The following is an 18,833-nucleotide window of genomic DNA, read 5'->3' as shown; positions in this document are numbered from 1 at the left end:
TTTTCTTTTGTCTTTTCTCTTTTCTGGAGTCAGGGGTAGCAATAATCCCGCCATTATGCTACGATGATAAGGTTGTTCAAGAAAAGTTGGCTCTGTAGCTCAGTGGTTAGAGCAGGGGACTCATAAGCCCAAGGTCGCAGGTTCAAATCCCGCTAGAGCCATTTAAAAGTGAAGTCAGGACTGAAGAATGAGTGAGCTGGTTATTGTACTCATTCCTCGGTTGTAATTAGTCGGAATAGTGCCGGATGAGTTCGGCAACAGACCAAGCTTGAGCGATCGCTCCTTGAGCTACATGAGGCGGATCGCCATCAAAAATTTCCGAAACCGAACCCAGGCAGGCTGAGGACTGCAAGTGTTCAATCATTGGCTGCCAATCAAAAGGGACGGGTTCTGAATCGTAGAAGCGCGTCCTGGCTCGAATAAAAGGGCCAATCAGCCAACTCCAAACCGTGCCTTGGTGGTAGGCGCGATCGCGATATTGGGGATTCCCAGCATAAGTCCCCACATAGTTGGGGTCAGCGGGGTCGAGACTGCGGAGACCGTAAGGTGTCAGTAAGCGATCGCTTGCCACCTTGAGGACAGACCGCCCTTGCTCGGCGGGAAACCCGCAATGATAGAGCGAAAGAGCCAAAACTGCATTGGGACGAATTGAGGGGTCCCGCACGTCATCCGGTGCGATTGTATCGTAGAAATATCCCACAGTCGGATTCCAGAACTTTTGCAGCGACCCCTTCACCTGTTGCGCCTGCTGAATATAGCGTTCTCGCTGATTAATTCGCTTCTCTGAATTCGCTCCCCCTTCCCTTAATAACAATTCTGCCCACCGGCTAGCCCAACACAAAGCAGAGTACCAGAGAGCGTTAATTTCTACAGGTTTACCCCGACGAGGCGTCACCGGCTGACCATCAACCACCGCATCCATCCAGGTAAGCGCCACTCCTGGCGCATCCCAGGTAACTAGCCCATCGGTGGCATCAATGCGGACATTGTAGAGGGTGCCAGCCATAAAGCTTTTGTAAATCTGCCGCACCACAGGATATTGCTGAGCCAGAAAATCCCAATCCTGCGTTGCTTCCAGGTAAAGTCCCAAAGTTTCAATCCACCACAGCGATGCATCAATACTGTTGTAGAATGGCTCAGCTCCAGTATCTGGAAATGCATTGGGAATCAAACCATTGCGACAATAGCGCCCAAAAGTTTCCAGCAGTCCCTTAGCTTCCTCATAGCGCCCAGTCGCTAAAGCCAGTCCTGGTAGAGCAATTAGCGTATCGCGTCCCCAGTCATTAAACCAGTGGTAGCCAGCAATAACAGTCGAGCCAGCAATAGATGCGCGGTAGACGATAAAGCGATCGCCTGCTCGCAACAGCTGCTGCCAAATACCATTGTCCCTTGTTGATGGTTCGTTGCCATGAACCATCAACAAGGAACTATCAACCGCTTTGGGTCGTTGTTGTACCTGCACTGCTTGCTCAAAGTCTAGGGAACTGAGGTGTGGTTGTTTGGAGTTGCATAATCCCACTTTCGCTTCTAGGGTGAGGGAGTCTCCCGGTTGTAGGGGTACTGTCAGGTATCCAGGGCTGTAGAGGTCTTCCTTGTCGCCCAATCCCCGCCGGTTCTCTTCTGGATAGTGATAATGCCAATACCAAACCGTGTCTGGTTGATAGCGACCCTTACTCCAGCGCAATTGCCAAGGAGTCCCAGTCCAGTCAGAACGCATCGCTTGCAGATAAATTTGCTTTTGACCGACTAATTGCGAGAAGGACAATCCTGAGGCTGCGGATTGCTGGTGGTGAAAGTCGCGATCGCCAATCACCGGGCGTAACCTCAGCGTAGCCAACTCAGTGCCTTCATAGCGGTACTGGATCAAAATCCGGTTACAAAACTGGGGAGTGGCTGATTGCTCAGTCTGTTTTCCGCTACCTACTATCTCTGACCTACTTTCTATTAAGCCATAGGGCATCACCAGCTGCCTGCTTAGCTGCCAGTTATCCTCACCCCAAACCCAACAGGGAAAGGGGTCAATCTTAAAAGAACGCAGCAGCTGGTACCCCCAAGGGTCAATCTTGCCATCTGTCCAAAAATTGGTTCCAAGTGCAAATACCCGTCCTCCTACATCCAAACTGGCATCCAGGTGAGACAGTAATAAAGTGCGCTGACTCGGCGGATCGAGGGCGGCAATTAACCAACCGTGATAAGTCCGAGTCCGAGCATCACAAACCGTTCCACTGGCAAAACTTCCTAACCCGTTGGTGAGTAGCCACTCGCGCGTATCTAAATTCTTCATTCCTACTCAAACTCGTTATGAGTATGATATAGTTGTTACAGTTCGTAAATCAGCCGTCGTTGCGTCTAGGGTAGACCTCAACTAGATTACCCTTGACTCAGCACGAGTCAATGCAAAATCTATTCCATTTAAGGAGAATCCATTCATGACCCACCACACAGAAGGCTGTCTTCGGGTTGGACAAACCGCCCCAGACTTTACCGCAACCGCTGTGGTCGATCAGGAATTCAAGACCATTAAACTGTCTGACTATCGTGGCAAATATGTAGTCTTGTTCTTCTATCCTCTTGACTTTACATTCGTTTGTCCTACAGAGATTACAGCTTTTAGCGACGCTTATCCAAAATTTCAGGATCTCAACACTGAAATCCTTGGCATCTCTGTTGACAGTGAATTTTCCCACTTGGCATGGATTCAAACAGACCGCAAGTCCGGCGGCGTCGGCGACCTGAACTATCCCCTCGTTTCTGATATTAAGAAAGAAATTAGTGCTGCTTTCAATGTCCTCGATCCAGAGGCAGGCATTGCACTCCGGGGGCTGTTCATCATTGATAAAGAAGGCGTGATTCAGCACGCTACAATTAACAACCTGGCTTTTGGTCGCAACGTCGATGAGACTCTGCGGACGCTGCAAGCAATCCAGTACGTACAAACTAACCCCGATGAAGTTTGCCCCGCTGGTTGGCAACCGGGCGACAAGACGATGGTTCCCGACCCCGTTAAGTCAAAGGTCTTCTTTTCTGCCGTCTAAAAAATTTCTAGTGGCGAGTCAGTTTTATAACTGATTCAGTTGTGAATAAATCAAAACCCCAAGACATCTGATGAGATTTTTCTTATCAGATGTCTTGGGGTTTATTTTTTTATGATTGCGATCGCGTTAACTCCTGTAACGCCAGCGCACGATATCTAGATGCTGGTGATTGTATGCGATCGCTTTTTCATACTCTCCCAAGGCGCAATAGGTAGCACATAAATTGAGTAAGAGCCGCTCCTGTTCTGAAAAGTCATGGATTTTTTGTGCGATTGCTAAACTATTCTGCTGGTACTCAATTGCCTTATCATATTCTCCTAGAGAGCCATAGACACATCCTAGATTTCCCAGAATACCTAGCTCTCCCTTATCGTTTTCGAGTTCACGATAAATAAGCAAACTCTGCTGCCAGTATTCAACTGCTTTAGTATAGTGGTGAGATGGAAGATGATTTTGTGGCTGATGCGAAATACCAAGTTTACGATAATTAAAGTAAAATAATTTTTTATTTTGTGTTAATTTGTTTATATATGGATTTGTTGAAGACATACTATGATAATAGTCTCCCAAATTAAAATGAGCGCCGCCCAAAATTCCTAAAACATCTGCTTCCCCTCGACGATGTTGAATTTTTTTACAAATAGCTAAACTTTGGTTAAGGTAATCAAGCGCTTCAATATCTCGGTTTAAGAAACAATAAATTCCTGCCAAATTTCCTAAAGCTGCTGCCTCTGATCGGTAATTTTGGAGTTCTCGTGCAATCTCTAAGTCCTGCTGTGTGTACTTAATTGCTGTGTCATAGTTCTCTAGGGAACGGTATACAAGTCCAATATTTCCTAGAGCCTGTCCTTCTAACTGACGATCTCCTGATTTCTGTGAAACGGCTAAACATTTCTCATGGTATTCAAGTGCTTTAGCATAGTTTCCAAGTGAATCGTAGGCATTCCCTAAGCCTCTCAAAGCTAGACCTTCCAACTGCTGGTCTCTATTTTCCCGTGCGACAGCTAAACACCACTGATATCCCTCAATTGCTTTGTTGTAGTTCTCCAAGTGATAGCAGGAATCACTTAAACCATATACGAGCTGAACATCTAAACGGGAACCTAATTTGTCTAGAAGCCTGCTGTATAAACTAGCACGTTCATGATAAATACCCCAAAGTTCTAGTTGATTATGTAATTGCTCATTGGTAGGTGTATTGAGGCGAGTTAAGAGTATTCTACTAGCTTCTTCCCAAGCTTCCACTTCGCAGAGATGGTGAAATGCTTCCAAGTAGCCCCGCACTTTCTCTAGATTGGTTGCATCTGGCTTGGGTTTGTACTTTGTTAGCCAGTTGATGACGGCTCTGTAACGGGTGCGTTTCCAATGCGGATGAATAAATTTAATGGCTGCTGAATCGATACCTAGCTCAGCCAAAACCAATTCACTAGGCGGTAAAATATTACTCATTTTATTAATCCAGTTGTTTTAAGTGTTCAAGTGCTACACTGCGGATTAAATTGTGCTGTCTTAGTAGGAATTGATCGTCTTCAACAACTTCCTCAGCTAGATGGCGATTTCTTAACACCTCCAGCGCAGTCTCTTGCTGATCCTCATTGCAGTCCCAATCTTCCAAATGACTCAGCCAAAACTCCTCCGGTACTGGACAGCGATACACAGAAGCTTCGCAAAGCAATCGATAGGCATTAAGGACATCTCTCTTCAAGCGTCCAAAAGTTTTTTCCAGCCGATGTCGCACATTTTTTCTCAATTCACGAGTATATCGATCTAGCTGCCACTGGTCATCTGCTGATGCTGTTATTCCTTTCGTTTTGGCTTCCTCAATTGCCTTCTCGACTTCTTCAATTTCATGCCCATATTTGTTCCAGTAAACCACCACATTGCCATAAAAAGGCTTACTGCAAATTTCTCCTGAAATCACTCGCAAAGCTAAAGGATGTCCCTCATAAGCACCGCCAATCCGTTTTAGATACGGTGTGTTTGGTGAATCTGTGTCAACCTCTAGCCCAGTTTTATCGAACAACTCTAACCGTTCTGGTTCTGTAAGTCCACTCAAGACTGTACAATCCCAAAAGTTTTTGTAACGTGCTGGAATTTGCTCTGGCAAATCCTGGGAAGTCAGAAGAATTCGACTTTGGCAAGATTCTGCTGCTAGCAAACTTTCAAAAAATCTTACCCACCACTCATCTTTAAAATCATTCCATCCTTCTTCTTCATTCCCTTCTAAAATAAGTTCCAGCGAATCTATCAGCACCAGATACCGATTCTCTCGCAATCGCTTGACTAGCAAATTTAGCAACCGATTTGTATCTTTGCGGTCTTCTGGCGTAATGGGTTCTCCCCACTTTTCCAGCCATCGAGTTGCAACGCTGGCAAAGTCTGAAGTTTGCTGCTCGTTTTCAAAATTTTCTTGGTGAAACTTAGCCCACTCAGGCTGCAATTCCACTACTAATCGTTCAGCCAAAGCTGTTTTACCAATTCCCGTGATGCCAAGAAGGATTAATAAGCGGCACGAACTTTGAACTTTCTCAGTAAGTTTGGTAACTAGCTGCTCTCGACCAACCCAGGCATCATCATAAGCAAAAAACTCTGCTCTCGAATTTGTGTTAGACAATGGACTGTTATCAACAATCTCTTCCCAATCCTCAATTCCTACAGCTTTACAAATCCCGACGAAGGCATCTCGGTCAATTGGTATGGAGCGCCAAAATCGCTTCAAATTATGCTTTTCACCCCAGATAGCAGCTTGTTTGTTCCATCCTTTCCTCCTTCTAGCTTGATTGACGATTTCTATCCCCTGCTGGGATGCTCTGATAGTAGCTGCCATGCTTATCCTGTAATCTCTATCGACACATATTTAACTTTTATAACTTCTCCCGACTTCTAACTTGGCTCAGTTTTGGCTCAGTTTTGAAATCTGAGCCAAAGTTGCTACCAAACCAGAGCCATCAAGCCCAGACAGCTCAGGCATTGTAGATATGTCGGCTCTAGGAAGCAGCCAACAGCAAATCGCTTCTTCCTGGTAAAAACAATCGCTCTGAATTAGGACTAAGACAATGCAAGCTGAAAAATTCGTCCAACTGGAACTGCCTGTAAACCTGGAGAAAATTGACTACCTCAAGCCAATGCAAGAAGCAATTCAAAATATCCTAGACTTAATCTGGAAAGGGGTAATTTTGCAGATTTCGCCACCTGCTACGAAACAGCTAATGAGTCAGCATGGAAAACTCATCGCTTTTAGTAATGGCGAAGCTTACATTAAAGTTTCATCACTGGCGATTTTCCGAATGGCTGAGAAGAAGTTGCCAGATGTAGAAGCAGCTTTCAAGAAAGCTTTCGGTTACAAAGTCAAAGTTAGTTTAGTCATTGGCAAAACTCTCAATGGATAAAAAGGACACGCCAAGAGCTTAAAATTAAGTCGCATTTCTAACTTAAGAGGGATGCGATTTTTGTTGGGGATGAAGGATGCGATCGCTCTCTCGTCCACGATTCGCCCCGGTTCGCAAAAAAGTAAAGAACTATTACAATTACAGCAATCAAACCAAAATGATATACCAATGCTGACATCTACTGACTTTAGCGGACTGTTAAATCAACGCTTCTTTCAGAATTTCTTGCCGATTCCAGCAACCAGCCGTTTAAACCTGGGAGAAACGACTCCAGCATTTGAACTGCCGGACATTACTAATGGGGGTAAAGTCAAGTTATCGGATTACAGGGGAAAGCAACCCGTCATCCTTGCCTTCACCCGCATCTTCACCGAAAAGCAATATTGCCCATTCTGCTTTCCTCACATCAAAGCGCTGAATGAAAACTACGAGCGCTTTACCAGTTTGGGCGTCGAGGTGTTGATGATTACCAGTACCGACGAACAGCAGAGCAAAATTGTTGTCAAAGATCTGGGTTTAAAGATGCCCTTGCTCAGCGACCCCAGTTGTCGGACGTTTCGAGCTTACTGTACGGGTCAAGCTTTGGGTGCGCCTCTGCCAGCCCAATTCGTACTTGATAAACAGGGAATTCTGCGCTATAAACATTTGTTCTCCTTCCTCGACCATAACGCTGAAGTGGAGAAGCTGCTAGAGACGCTCAGCGGATTGTAGATTACTGGAATCATCCCAACAAGTTGTTTTCAGACCCTACTCTGTCTGAAGGCAACTTGGTCAGGACTTACGCAAAGTTATGGAAAGACGAACCGCGAAGGACGCTTCAAGACACAAAGGAATAAGAGTTTCAGAGAGTTCTTGCGTAAGTCCTATTGGTATTAAGTAGGCGGGATTAATTATTTGTAGTAGTGGTTAGCGATAGCGTAACCCATGCAGGTGTTGGGTTTCCTACGTCAACCCAACCTACGAAAATGTACTATGTCTGAAGGCAACTTGGTATTACTATCAGGGAAGTGGACGAGAAACCCTGTGGAAAAGCGGCACATCGTTAGCCATTGAATTAGCCATCAACAGGATATTTGACCGTTCTATGGTGGGAAAACTAACGCGATAAATGAAGTCATCCTGCTGCCACATTACTGAGGAAAATTCATAGGATGGCTTTTGCTTTGGTCCTTCTAACAGATATCCTCTAATATCCTTCCTTAAAGTGATGCGATCGCCTGCTGCTTTATGTTTTTCTAATTCTCTCATGGCATTCAGAGAAGTCTTTCTCTCAACCGAAAAACTTCCGACTAAGCACGGTTGGGGGTTACTGTAGCAGGTAAAAAGGCTAACAGTATAAATTAAGGGAGTTTCTGACGGGAAGACGCGGACAATCAACTCAGCAGGATTTACATCGGAGGGGCCGCTGAGTCGAATTTGGGACGGCAAGCGCATGACCAACCCAGGCGGGATGCTGCTTTGAATTTTCTCTAAATGGGAAGTAAATACAGGAGCGGGACGAGCTTGTACGGGCACGTTCTCAGATACCCTAATTACTACACTCCCAGCCACTGCCAGAACGACTGACAGATATAGATTTTTAACCCGCAAGAATTGGTAATGCAAGGATTTGAGAATTTGTCAAGGGTTTTAAAAAAAGCATAGCATCTGGAATCCTGCTCTGGGCGATCGCTCGCTGAAAACCAGAAGGCAGATGCCAAAGATCCGCCCTTAAGGCTGACCAATAGAACTGTCTTTGCACTTTATGATTTGTAAAGTGAACGTTTGTAAACTATCAGCAGTCTAAATAGATAGGCAGGCACAGAGCTAACCTGTTGCCTGTGCATCTCACCGCTGGACTGCCCCGCCGAATGCGAGTCCGAACAGTGTCCTGATTGGAACACCCAAGTGCAACTTAAGCGTATGTCTCCTGATGTATCTGCTGCTCTCTCTAGGCAGCAAGCGAGTCAAAAATCAACAAGCAAACTGCAAAATCAAAAAATTTCCCTATTTATATTGATATTTGCTGTTTTAGGGATGCCTTGGTTGACCAGTTGTGGCATTCTGCCGAAAGCTGAAGCGGAGGCTCAATCTCCAAGAGGACAACAAGGGGAGGCAGGAAAACCTACGCCAGTGGATGTCGCGATCGCTCGCAGCGAATCTCTCCAAGAAGATGTACAATACATCGGCACCACTCGACCAATCAGAGAAATATCGGTGCAACCCCAGGTGGAAGGACGACTGCTCTCGCTTAAGGCAGATGTGGGAGATGCGGTGGCTCAGGGTCAAATTGTTGCCCAGTTAGATGACACAACATTGTTAACTAGCGTGAATCAGGCGCAAGCAGAACTCGCAACGCTCCAAGCGGAAGTTGCCCGCGCCCGAACTCAGGTAGCCAATGCCCGGACACAGGTGGAACAGGCAAAAGTTGAATTGCAGCAAACACAGCGGGATGCGGCTCGACTGGCTGGATTGGCGAGACAAGGCGCGATCGCTCAGCAACAAGCAGAATTAGCCCAAACAGAAGCTCAAACGGCTCAACAAGCTTTGCTCTCTGCTCAGGCACAGGTGGGTACAGAACAGCAAGCAGTCGCAGCGGCTCAAGGCAGAGTCAAGGCGCAACAATCTGTACTGGCTCAAAGTCGCGAACGTCAATCCTATTCAGTATTAACTTCCCCAATTAGCGGCGTTGTCGTTTCTAAAGGGTTAGAACCGGGCGATTTAGCGAACCCAGGTAGTGAAATCTTGAAAATTGGAGATTTCAGCCGCGTCACAGTGGTGGTGCCAGTTTCAGAATTGGAACTGTCAAATATCCGGGTTGGACAATCGGTGCGGGTGCAATTAGACGCCTTCAAGAACAAGGAGTTTCTTGGAGAAGTGGTTCGCATTTCTCCGGCGGCGAATGTAGCGGCTCGTCAAGTGCCGGTAGAAGTCACGATTGCCAACCCCAAGGGTGAGATCGGCAGCGGCTTGTTGGCACGGGTCAGCTTTTCGTCAAATACGTCCCAACGGGTAGTGGTGCCGCAAACGGCGCTGCAAGAAGCAGGAGGGAGAGGGGGCAGAAGTGCAGAGGAGCCAGGGAGCCGGGGAGCCGGGGAGCCGAGGAACCCAAAACCAGCGGCGACGGTGTTTGTGTTGACCGGAAACAAGCAACAGCCAAGAGTGCAAGCTCGACCGGTGACAGTGGGCGATCGCGTAAATGGAAAAGTAGAAATTCTGTCGGGATTAAAGCCGGGAGAGCGATTTGTCAGTCGCGCTGGTAAGCCGCTCAAAGATGGCGAACCTGTACGCTTAAGTGTTTTATCAGAAACCAAAGCGCCGTAAAGTTTTGAGTTTTGACTTCTTAATTCAAAACTCAAAATTCCGAATTAACTCAAAATTCAGAACTCAAAATTATTATGTCTGGATTTAGCCTAAGCGCGATCGCCATCCGCCGCCACATCGGCACACTCATGCTTACCATCGCCGTGTTGGTGCTGGGAGTGTTCTTTCTCTCCCAACTCCAAGTAGATTTGTTGCCATCTATCACCTATCCCCGGATTGGCGTGCGGATAGAAGCGCCTGGGATTTCCCCAGAAGTGGCAGTTGATGAAATTACCAAGCCACTAGAAGAAACTTTGAGTACCACACAAGGAGTGGTGCAAGTTTACTCCCAAACCCGCGAAGGGCAGGTGAGTTTAGACTTGTACTTTGAACCGGGAGGCAACATTGACCAGGCGCTAAACGATGCTACTGCTGCCTTTAACCGGGGTCGCAGCAGGCTCCCCAGTACCATCGAAGATGCCCGCTTATTTAAAGTTGACCCCTCCCAGCTGCCCGTTTACGAAGTGGCGCTGCAATCCTCTTCGCTGGGAGATGCGGATTTGCGGGTATTTGCCGATGAAGAATTATCCCGCGAACTGGGTGTAGTTAATGGTGTCGCCAGCGTCGATGTGGCGGGTGGGGTGGAAGAAGAAGTGCGTGTGCAAATTGACCTGAATCGCTTACAGGCGCTGGGGGTGAGTTTGGTAGATGTTTTAAATGCTTTAGGCGATCGCAACCAGGATATCTCTGGCGGTCGTCTGCAAGGCGCTGACTCCGAACCGCTAACCCGCACCGTCGGACGCTTTCAGAATGCTCAAGAAATTAGCAATCTCTCCTTTGAAGTTGGTTCCCCAACCGCTAGCTCAGGAGGAGCAGCAAGCCCTACACTTTTACCGCAATCTCGCGTTTATCTAAGAGATTTTGCCGAAGTCATTGATGGTACAGAAGAACAGCGGGTATTTGTCTATCTTAATGGGCAACCAGCGGTAAAACTCAGCATCCAAAAGCAACCGGATGCTAATACTATCGAGGTTGTGGATGGAGTTAAAAAACGCATCGAAGAACTGCGGCAAGCTGGGGTGATTCCTGAAGACATGAAACTGCTGGCAACGCTGGATGAATCGAGATTTATCAGCAACTCGATCTCCAACGTGACCAGTTCCGGATTGCTGGGTGCAGGGTTGGCAGCGTTGGCGGTGATGCTATTTCTCGGTAGCGCCCGTCAAACTTTAATTATTATCATCGCCATTCCCCTAGCGACCATCGCGGCGATTATCTTAATGCAGCTATTTGGACTCTCCATCAACATTTTCAGCTTAGGTGGTTTGGCACTAGGTGTGGGGATTGTCGTAGACAACTCTATCGTGATGATGGAGACGATTGCCGAAGGTGCTGGCATGATTCCGGGTCAGGATAGCAAAGCCCGCCTGAATAGTCAGCAAGTAATCGATCAAGCAGAACGCAGCGGTCGCGAGGTGGAATCGGCACTTATTGCCTCTACTACTACCAACTTAGTATCTGTGCTGCCGTTTTTGCTGATTGGTGGCTTTTTCTCCCTGCTATTTAGTGAATTAATTCTTACCATTAGTTTTTCTGTAGCTGCCTCCCTATTGGTGGCGCTGACAGTTGTGCCAGCACTCAGTTCCCGGTTGTTGGCAATCCAGTGGTCGAGTGGCGTGGGTCAGTTTTGGCCTTTGCGCGAATTTAACCGCCGATTTGAGGCAGCGACTGGCAGCTATACCCGCTTTTTGACTGGAGTAGTGCGTTATCGGTTGTTAGTCATCGCCGCTATTTTTCTGCTTTTCGGCGGCAGTAGTTTTTGGATGGTCGGTCAAATTCCTCAAGAAATTCTGCCTCGGATTAATACAGGTCAAGCAAATTTGTTTGCCCAGTTTCCTCCCGGAACTAGCGTGGAAACTAACCGCAAAGTGATGAAACTGGTGGACGAAATCCTGGTTAAACAGCCAGAAAGCGACTATGTATTTAGCACAGCCGGAGGTTCTCTGTTCGGCAGCAACACCAATGCCAATCCCCTACGAGCTTCCAGCTCAATTACCCTGAAGCAAGGTACAGATGTCGAGAAGTTTGTCGAAAAAGTCAATCAGGAGTTTAACAAACTTAACTTGGCGGGGATTCGTCTGCGGCTGAATCCCGGTCAGGTACGAGGGATTATCCTAAGTAATTCGCCAGTGCGGGGGGCGGATGTGGATATCATCCTCCAGGGAAACGATGAGCAGCGGTTGCAACAGGCAGGGCGGCAAGTGCTGCAAGCCGTGGATGAGCGAGTAAAAAGTGCAACTTTCCGACCTGATGCTGACTCTCGACAACCAGAAGTGCAGATTCGACCGGATTGGGAGCGTGCAGAGGAGTTGGGGTTGACGACGCAAGACATTGGGCAAACGATTCAGACGGCAATCGAGGGGTCAGTACCGACTCAGTTGCAAAGAGGCGATCGCTTAGTGGATGTGCGCGTACAATTCAATGAAGAATCTGTGCAACGCGCTTCGCAACTGGCACAATTACCCTTATTTGTCAATAACAACAGCTTAGTTCGGCTGGGTGATGTCGCTACCATTTCCGAAGGTCAAGCGCCTGGTGAAGTTCAGCGGATTAACCAACGACAGGTTTTTATCATTGCGGGTAGTCTGAGTGAAGGAGCTAACCTCAGCGATGCCCTGACAGAGGTAGACGAGGTACTGGGGAATTTGCGATTACCCGAAGGCGTGAGCGTGCTTCCCAGTTCGGCAGAGGAAACGAATCAGCAGTTGCAAAACTCCTTGAAAATTTTAGGAGGTTTAGCCGCTTTCTTGGTTTTCGTCGTCATGGCGGTGCAATACAACTCCTTGATTGACCCCTTGGTAATTATGCTCACGGTGCCGCTGGCTTTAGCGGGGGGCATTCTGGGGCTTTATATCACCCAAACTCCTATCGGTGCTACGGTGCTAGTCGGTGCGGTGCTGCTGGTGGGTATTGTGGTGAACAACGCCATCATCATGGTGGAGTTGGCTAACCAGATTCACGAACAGGAAGGCATCGACCGACAAGCGGCGATTTTAAAAGCGGCTCCCATGCGCCTGAGAGCGATTATGATGACCACCATCACTACGGTTCTCGGCTTGTTTCCTTTGGCACTGGGAATCGGGGAAGGCTCAGAATTTCTGCAACCGCTAGGCGTTGTGGTGTTTTCCGGTCTATCTCTGGCGACGCTGCTAACCTTGTTTATTATTCCCTGCTTCTACGTGCTGCTGCACCAGTTCCCGGTTAGCAAGCAGGTACTGAAATGGCAGCGATCGCTCTCCAGAAAATTTGCCCGTAAAACTTTTTCTAGCGATCGCAAGTTCTAGTTGATGCTGTCTTCAGCCGAGTCTGGTGCTTGACAGATGAACGAGCCCGAACCGACTCTTGTCAGCGCTTTGCGATCGCGCTCGTTCGCTTTTTGCCACAGCATCAATTGCTTCTTTCAATTTTGTGGATGAACGGGAATTTCAATCCAGAACTCAGTACCCTTGTCTGGTTGAGAAGAACACTTAAAGACGCCGCCGTGTTTTTCCACCACAATTTGATAGCTGATCGACAGTCCCAAACCAGTGCCTTTACCAACCGGCTTGGTCGTGAAAAAAGGATCGAAGATTTGCGCCTGCACTGCCTCTGGCATACCAGGGCCATTGTCAATAATTTGAATCACCACATGAACAGGATCGGGGATGGAGGGATGAATAGGAGAATCTGTTTCATGCTTTATCCTTCCTTCTTCATCCTGTATTTTTTCATCTTTTATTCTTTCTGCTTCCTCCTTCAAAAAGGTGCGAATAGTAATCTGACCGGGTGAAGTTTTCACTTCCGATTGTGTTAGAACAGCCTTGTCACTTGCGTGCTGCACAGAACCAGCAGCTTCTCCGGTTGCCATCGGGTAGGAAGATTGACCCCAGTCGTTTTGCGGCTCCAGCGCGTCAATCGCATTGCTAAGGACATTCATAAACACTTGATTGAGCTGACCGGCATAGCACTCAACTAAGGGCAGATCGCCATAAGCCTTTACAACTTCAATAGTGGGAGCATTGCCCTTCCCTTTGAGTCGATGTTGCAAGATTAACAGCGTGCTGTCTAAACCTTCATGGATATCCACCCGTTTCATCTCGGCTTGGTCAAGGCGAGAGAAATTCCGCAGAGACAGCACCAGTTGACGGATTCTGTCAGCCCCCACCTTCATCGACGACAGCATTTTGGGCAGGTCTTCAGCAATGAATTCCAAATCAATTGCTTCTGCCCGTTTGGCAATCTCCCGATCGGGATGGGGATAACGCTCCTGGTATAGATGCAACAGATCGAGCAAATATGAAGCGTACTCGCCAACGTGAATGAGATTGCCGTAAATAAAATTAACCGGATTGTTGACTTCGTGAGCCACACCTGCAACTAGCTGCCCCAAACTCGACATTTTTTCGGTCTGAATCAGTTGGGTTTGGGTTTGTTGTAATTCTTGGAGGGCACAAGCGAGTTGTTCTGCTTGGTGTTGGGTTTGAGCGAGTAATTCTGCTTGCTGTAGCGCGACGCCGAGTTGAGCGGCAATTTGGGTAGCAAAATCAATGGACGGGGCGTCCCAGTATCGCGCTTGGGAGCATTGATGAATACAGAGCAATCCCCAAAGAACGTCTCCTTTGAGCAGTGGCACCACCAAGTTAGCTCGAATTTGAAATAGGGAGAGAATTTGGAGGTGAAAATCTGTTAAGCCTGCATCGTAGATGTCAGCAACCACCTGAATCTGACCTTGATGATACTGCTGGGCGTATTCCCCTCCAAAGCAGCGATCGCGGATTTTCATGGTTAAAGCCGAGACAAAACCATCTCGAACATCCTCAGAGACAAACTCTCCCACTTCCCAGTTCGACTCCGGATCGAAGCGAAAAATGCCGACTCGATCGGCGTTGAGCAGGTGCCGAACTTCAGTCACTGTTGCTTTGAGAATGGTATCGAGGTTCAGAGAGTCTCGAATTTTAGTAACCACTCTAAATAATGCTTTTTGTTGTTCCGCTGCTTGCTTGATGCGACGAGTTTGCGCGGTAGCAGTAGCAGCGGCACTACGGCTTTTTTGGTAGAGTTCGGCTTGCTGAATTGCGATCGCGGCTTGATCTCCCAGCTGCTGTAGCAGCTCGACTTCGGCAACATTCCAGGCTCTCGGAGCATGACACTCATGGGCAATTAGCAGTCCCCACAGTTGTTCGCCCATCCGAATCGGTACGACTAGATTGGCTTGCACCTGCATACTCTGCAAAAACTCCCAATGACAAGCAGTGATATTTTCCGTTTTTGCATCGTTAATCGCTCGCACCCGCCCTTGACTATAAAGCTTCGCATACTCCTCTGGAAAGCAATCTTCCGGTCCCGTCAAACCCAACACTGAGGGCCAGTTGCCATTAACGGCTTCCACCACCACCAAGCCATGCGATTTTCGGGTGAGCTGGTAAATCACGACTCGGTCTGTGTCCAGCAGCAGTCTAACTTCCCGAACGATGGTTTGCAGGATGGTTTGTAAGTCCAGGGTGCTGCGAATTTGGTCTAATACCTTACCGAGGACTTTGGCAAACTCTAAGGACTGTTGCAACTGGGTGGTTCGCTCTTGAATTTGATGCTCCAGGTTGCTATTGAGAGACTGCACCTGTAAGTACAGCAGATACTGCTCAATCGCCATTGAGAAATGATGACCCAAGGCTTGAGCGAGTTCAATTTCTTCCTGAGTCCACGCTTGTGCTTGACCTCGTTTCAGTTCCCTCCATGCCTCAAAAGAGTTACGGGGTTGCAGTTGTCGCTGATCGGGGTCAAAATTTCCAGCCCACAAAGTTTCCGTGTCAATTTCATTGCGGAAAATGCACAAATATCCCAGAAACTGTTGACGATACTGGAGGGGGACAATGAGTATGCCCCGAATCCGAGTCGTGCGGAATGCTGGCGCGAGGACTCGCAGATGAGCTTGTTTATAGAGATCCGTCACTGCCTTGATGGGATTGCAGGCAATATCTTGTAACTTTAAATATTCCTGCCAAACGGGATGCTCTTCAAGCGGACGATCTTTGCCGATGGCTCCTAGCATGGGTTGCTCACCGCAGGCAAATAGGGTTGACTGACTTGGGTTTTCTGCCGCTATGTAAATTCTGCCACCACAACCTTGAAAGGCTGCAACCGTTTCCGCAAGGGCGTCAGAGAGCTGAATCGTTGGCAGCGCATGGAGCAGGGTTGCAACTCGGTTAATCCGAGCTTCCCGCGTCGCTTGGGTGCAGGCTAGTTGCAGTAAGGTGGATTGAGCGATCGCAATTGAAACTTGATCCGCTACTAACTGGACGATTTGCAGTTCTTGTTCCGAAACCGAACGCGGTTCAGAGTGATGAGAGACTAATAAACCCCATAGTTCCGCCTGGGTCTGCTGCGTGCGGGCATCATGATACAGAATCGGCACCACGAGGGAAGATTTCACTCCCATTGCCGTGAGATATTCAATATGGCAGGAATCTACTGGGCGATAGCGAATATCTTCCGCCTTCAAAGCAGCACCCGTCTGGGCGCAATCCAATGAACTCAGACCAATTAACCCTAAGGAAACATCGACAATTGAGCGCTGGCGAGCCTTAAGAAACTTCTCGCGGGCGTGGGGAGGAATGTCATCAGCCGGAAAATTTAGCCCCATCAAGGATGGGAGGCGATTGTCATCAATCGCCTCGGCAATCACTTCTCCACTGCCATCAGCATGAAACCGATAAATCATCACGCGGTCGGTTGCAAGCAATGAGCGAATTTCAGCGACTGTCGATGACAAAATTTCTGGCAATTCTAGCGATCGCCGAATCCGATTCGTGATTCCGTGTAATAAGCTTGCTTGGTCTATTTCTTGCTGCATTGTTTGCGTATTATCACTTAAGCTCATTCGCTTTATCCACCACGTCTATAAATTCAGGTCTGTATGAATGTTTTTTGTATAGTTCTATTTTGTAACTAAAAAGTCATGATGGGTATTCGTAAAACTATTGATTTTATCAAACTTTTAAACTTATTGTTAAATTTAATATTATTTAAAAAATTTGATTCAAAAATATTGACAGTCTACTTAAATTGTGGTAGATAAATTTAAAAATTATTTTCCCTAAGAAAATCGCTTGCTTCAGGTTAGCCAAATATACAAATTTAGAAAGGAGTAATGCTACTTTTTTCCTAACCGTTGCCGGATTTCTTGACGGACACTCATCAGAATTTTTCCCAAATGATTTTGTCCAGTTTTTTCTACACCGCAACCCCAATAATAATCGGTGGGAGAATCCTCCACGATCGGGCGATCGCCAGTAGAAAGCAGAATAGATTGAATCTCTAGGTGAGTCAGAAACTTGGTTAGCACGGCTTCGCGCATAATTTGGGTTTTCACTTGTTCCCAGTCCTGACGGATGTGGCGGGTGCGATCGCGTCCCAGTGTCGCGGCTTCCATTGGCGTCTTCGCGCCAGCGATCGCCCGGATTAACGCTTCATCTTCAGTACCAACAAATTTTTGCGCTTGATAATAATGCTCCACCGTCATCCAATCTTGACCCAGCAAATGAATCCCATGAGGAGAAAAGTTGGAAAAACATCCGTAGGGATCGTCAACTTTGTAAAAGTAAATCGTCATGTCGAAACAAGTAAGAGTGTTTGTCCCAGTTCTACCATGCTTGTTGCTGCAAGGGATGCACTCTAGTAGCCGACTTTAAACCGATCGAGTACTCAGCGTCATCAAAGTTGAGGATGTTAAGCGCCTGTTGCCAACATCCCGACCCAGCTTTGGGAGTGTCTCCCCGCTGCTAGTTGTCTAGTTACAGTTCCAGAAAAAAGTTATCCATACGCCAATACGGTTCATTTAGAGCTAAAAATCCAAAATCTGCGTAGGTTGGGTTGAGGAACGAAACCCAACACGCATAAGCATTTGTTGGGTTTCGTTCCTCAACCCAATCTACTAGCACGTCTAGACTAAAATGCTGGGTTGATAAAATTCGCTCTCATCAAATTTTGCCAACATTATAGGCGTCGCTTTACCCAACAAATTAGTGTTGGGTTTCGTTCCTCAACCCAACCTACAACTTCCAGAAAAAAGTTATCCATACACCATTGTAGGGGCACGACAATGCCGTGCCCCTACTCCTTGAATCAAAAATCCTATCCTCTTTTCAGGGAATGGGAGTGTCAAAACTGGTTACTGTTTTCCCAATGCCTTTAATCCCTGGTCAATTTGGTCAGCTTGCTGAGTTTGACCTTGCTCTTTAAACAAGTCTCTGGCTTTTTTCATAGCTTCGATTGACTCAGACTTTTTACCTTGTTGATTTAGAGCTACCCCTAAGCCAAAGTAAGCAGGTGCTGCTTTCGGAGCAATTTCAGTGGTCTTTTTGAGAGCTGCGACTCCCTCATTTAACTTTCCTTGTTTGACCAAGGCAACCCCTAAGAAATAGTGTGCATCTGCACTTTTAGGGTCAATTTCAATTGCCTTCTTGAAAGCCTCAGTCGCTTCGGGTAATTTCTTTTCGCCTTGGGCACCTAAAGCCACTCCCAAATCATTGTAGGATTTGGCGTTTTTTGGCTCGATTTCAATTGACTTTTTGAAGTTGGTAGCCGCTTCAGGTAATTTGCCTTGATTGACCTGAATAAATCCTAAATCATTATAAGATTTGGCATTTTTGGGATCGATTTCAATTGCCTTTTTGAAAGTAGCAGATGCTTCTTCCAGTTGCTTTTCTTGAACCTGAACAAATCCTAATTTATGATATAGTTCTATATTTTTAGGATTACTTGCAATTGCCTTTTTAAAAGCGTCACTTGCTTCAGGGAATTTTTTTTGGTTGACCAGAATAGTTCCTAATTTATTGTAAGTTTCTGCATCTTTGGGATTAATCTCAACGGCTTTGTTGTAGTCAGCGATCGCTTCGTTTAATTTGCCTTGCTGAGCTAAAGTATTTCCTGAGTCAACATACTTTTTAGCGTCAGCCTCTGATTTTTGACAACCTAGTGTCAGGAAGCTTAAGCATCCCGCTACTACAATCATCAGCCCGAACCTGGATAACTTTGCAGTCCTAGAAGACATAACCTAGCAAGTTTCTGGATGAAAGCCCCAATATAACAC

At 47.0% G+C, this 18,833-nt stretch carries 12 protein-coding genes and 1 tRNA gene; 6 read left to right on the top strand and 7 right to left on the bottom strand.

Translation table 11 applies throughout. The features are described from left to right. Positions 1-88: 88 nt before the first annotated feature. Positions 89-161 (top strand) — tRNA-Met (locus AC2VDX_RS13230). Positions 162-226: 65 nt separating this feature from the next. Here the strand turns inward: AC2VDX_RS13230 and AC2VDX_RS13225 are convergent. Then, entirely contained in the window at positions 227-2,284 is a 2,058-nt protein-coding gene (locus AC2VDX_RS13225; protein WP_378179335.1) for an amylo-alpha-1,6-glucosidase, read from the bottom strand. A 145-nt stretch (positions 2,285-2,429) separates the two neighbouring features. Here AC2VDX_RS13225 and AC2VDX_RS13220 point away from each other — a divergent pair, with 145 nt between their 5' ends. Continuing rightward, entirely contained in the window at positions 2,430-3,035 is a 606-nt protein-coding gene (locus AC2VDX_RS13220; RefSeq protein WP_378179338.1) for a peroxiredoxin, read from the top strand. Between the two features lie 126 nt (positions 3,036-3,161). On the opposite strand, the gene AC2VDX_RS13215 is transcribed toward AC2VDX_RS13220, so the two are convergent. Then, entirely contained in the window at positions 3,162-4,484 is a 1,323-nt protein-coding gene (locus tag AC2VDX_RS13215; RefSeq protein ID WP_378179341.1) for a tetratricopeptide repeat protein, read from the bottom strand. Positions 4,485-4,488: 4 nt separating this feature from the next. Continuing rightward, the gene (locus AC2VDX_RS13210) at positions 4,489-5,862 is read right to left on the bottom strand and encodes an NB-ARC domain-containing protein (protein WP_378179344.1); all 1,374 of its coding nucleotides are present in this window, start codon (positions 5,860-5,862) and stop codon (positions 4,489-4,491) included. A gap of 229 nt (positions 5,863-6,091) precedes the next feature. Between AC2VDX_RS13210 and AC2VDX_RS13205 the strand changes: the two genes are divergently transcribed. Both AC2VDX_RS13205 and AC2VDX_RS13200 read left to right on the top strand, forming a co-directional pair. Then, positions 6,092-6,424, top strand: a complete 333-nt coding sequence (locus AC2VDX_RS13205; protein WP_378179347.1) for a hypothetical protein — start codon at positions 6,092-6,094, stop codon at positions 6,422-6,424. Positions 6,425-6,592: 168 nt separating this feature from the next. Further along, on the top strand, positions 6,593-7,135 hold the full coding sequence (locus AC2VDX_RS13200) for a peroxiredoxin family protein (RefSeq protein WP_378179500.1): 543 nt from the start codon (positions 6,593-6,595) through the stop codon (positions 7,133-7,135). A gap of 288 nt (positions 7,136-7,423) precedes the next feature. Here AC2VDX_RS13200 and AC2VDX_RS13195 read toward each other — a convergent pair whose 3' ends face one another. Beyond that, positions 7,424-8,029: a hypothetical protein gene (locus AC2VDX_RS13195; protein ID WP_378179349.1), complete on the bottom strand. Its 606-nt coding sequence runs from the start codon at positions 8,027-8,029 to the stop codon at positions 7,424-7,426. A gap of 297 nt (positions 8,030-8,326) precedes the next feature. Here AC2VDX_RS13195 and AC2VDX_RS13190 point away from each other — a divergent pair, with 297 nt between their 5' ends. Then, positions 8,327-9,727 carry an efflux RND transporter periplasmic adaptor subunit gene (locus tag AC2VDX_RS13190; protein WP_378179352.1) on the top strand — a complete coding sequence of 467 codons (1,401 nt, stop codon included), beginning with the start codon at positions 8,327-8,329 and terminating at the stop codon, positions 9,725-9,727. 74 nt (positions 9,728-9,801) lie between these two features. Further along, the gene (locus tag AC2VDX_RS13185; RefSeq protein ID WP_378179355.1) at positions 9,802-13,050 is read left to right on the top strand and encodes an efflux RND transporter permease subunit; all 3,249 of its coding nucleotides are present in this window, start codon (positions 9,802-9,804) and stop codon (positions 13,048-13,050) included. Positions 13,051-13,166: 116 nt separating this feature from the next. Here the strand turns inward: AC2VDX_RS13185 and AC2VDX_RS13180 are convergent, their stop codons facing one another. The 3 genes from AC2VDX_RS13180 to AC2VDX_RS13170 all read right to left on the bottom strand — a co-directional run bounded on the left by AC2VDX_RS13180 (position 13,167) and on the right by AC2VDX_RS13170 (position 18,755). Then, a complete protein-coding gene (locus AC2VDX_RS13180; protein ID WP_378179358.1) occupies positions 13,167-16,622 on the bottom strand; it encodes a GAF domain-containing sensor histidine kinase in 3,456 nt (1,151 codons plus the stop codon). 273 nt (positions 16,623-16,895) lie between these two features. Continuing rightward, complete coding sequence (gene ybiA, locus AC2VDX_RS13175; protein ID WP_378179361.1) at positions 16,896-17,354, bottom strand: riboflavin biosynthesis intermediates N-glycosidase; 459 nt, start codon at positions 17,352-17,354, stop codon at positions 16,896-16,898. A gap of 558 nt (positions 17,355-17,912) precedes the next feature. Beyond that, a complete protein-coding gene (locus tag AC2VDX_RS13170) occupies positions 17,913-18,755 on the bottom strand; it encodes a tetratricopeptide repeat protein (protein ID WP_378179364.1) in 843 nt (280 codons plus the stop codon). Between the last annotated feature and the right edge of the window lie 78 nt (positions 18,756-18,833).

This window comes from Coleofasciculus sp. H7-1, from assembly GCF_057473865.1.
The sequence above is the reverse complement of the archived record's forward strand: the minus strand, read 5'-3'. Positions and strand labels throughout refer to the sequence as shown.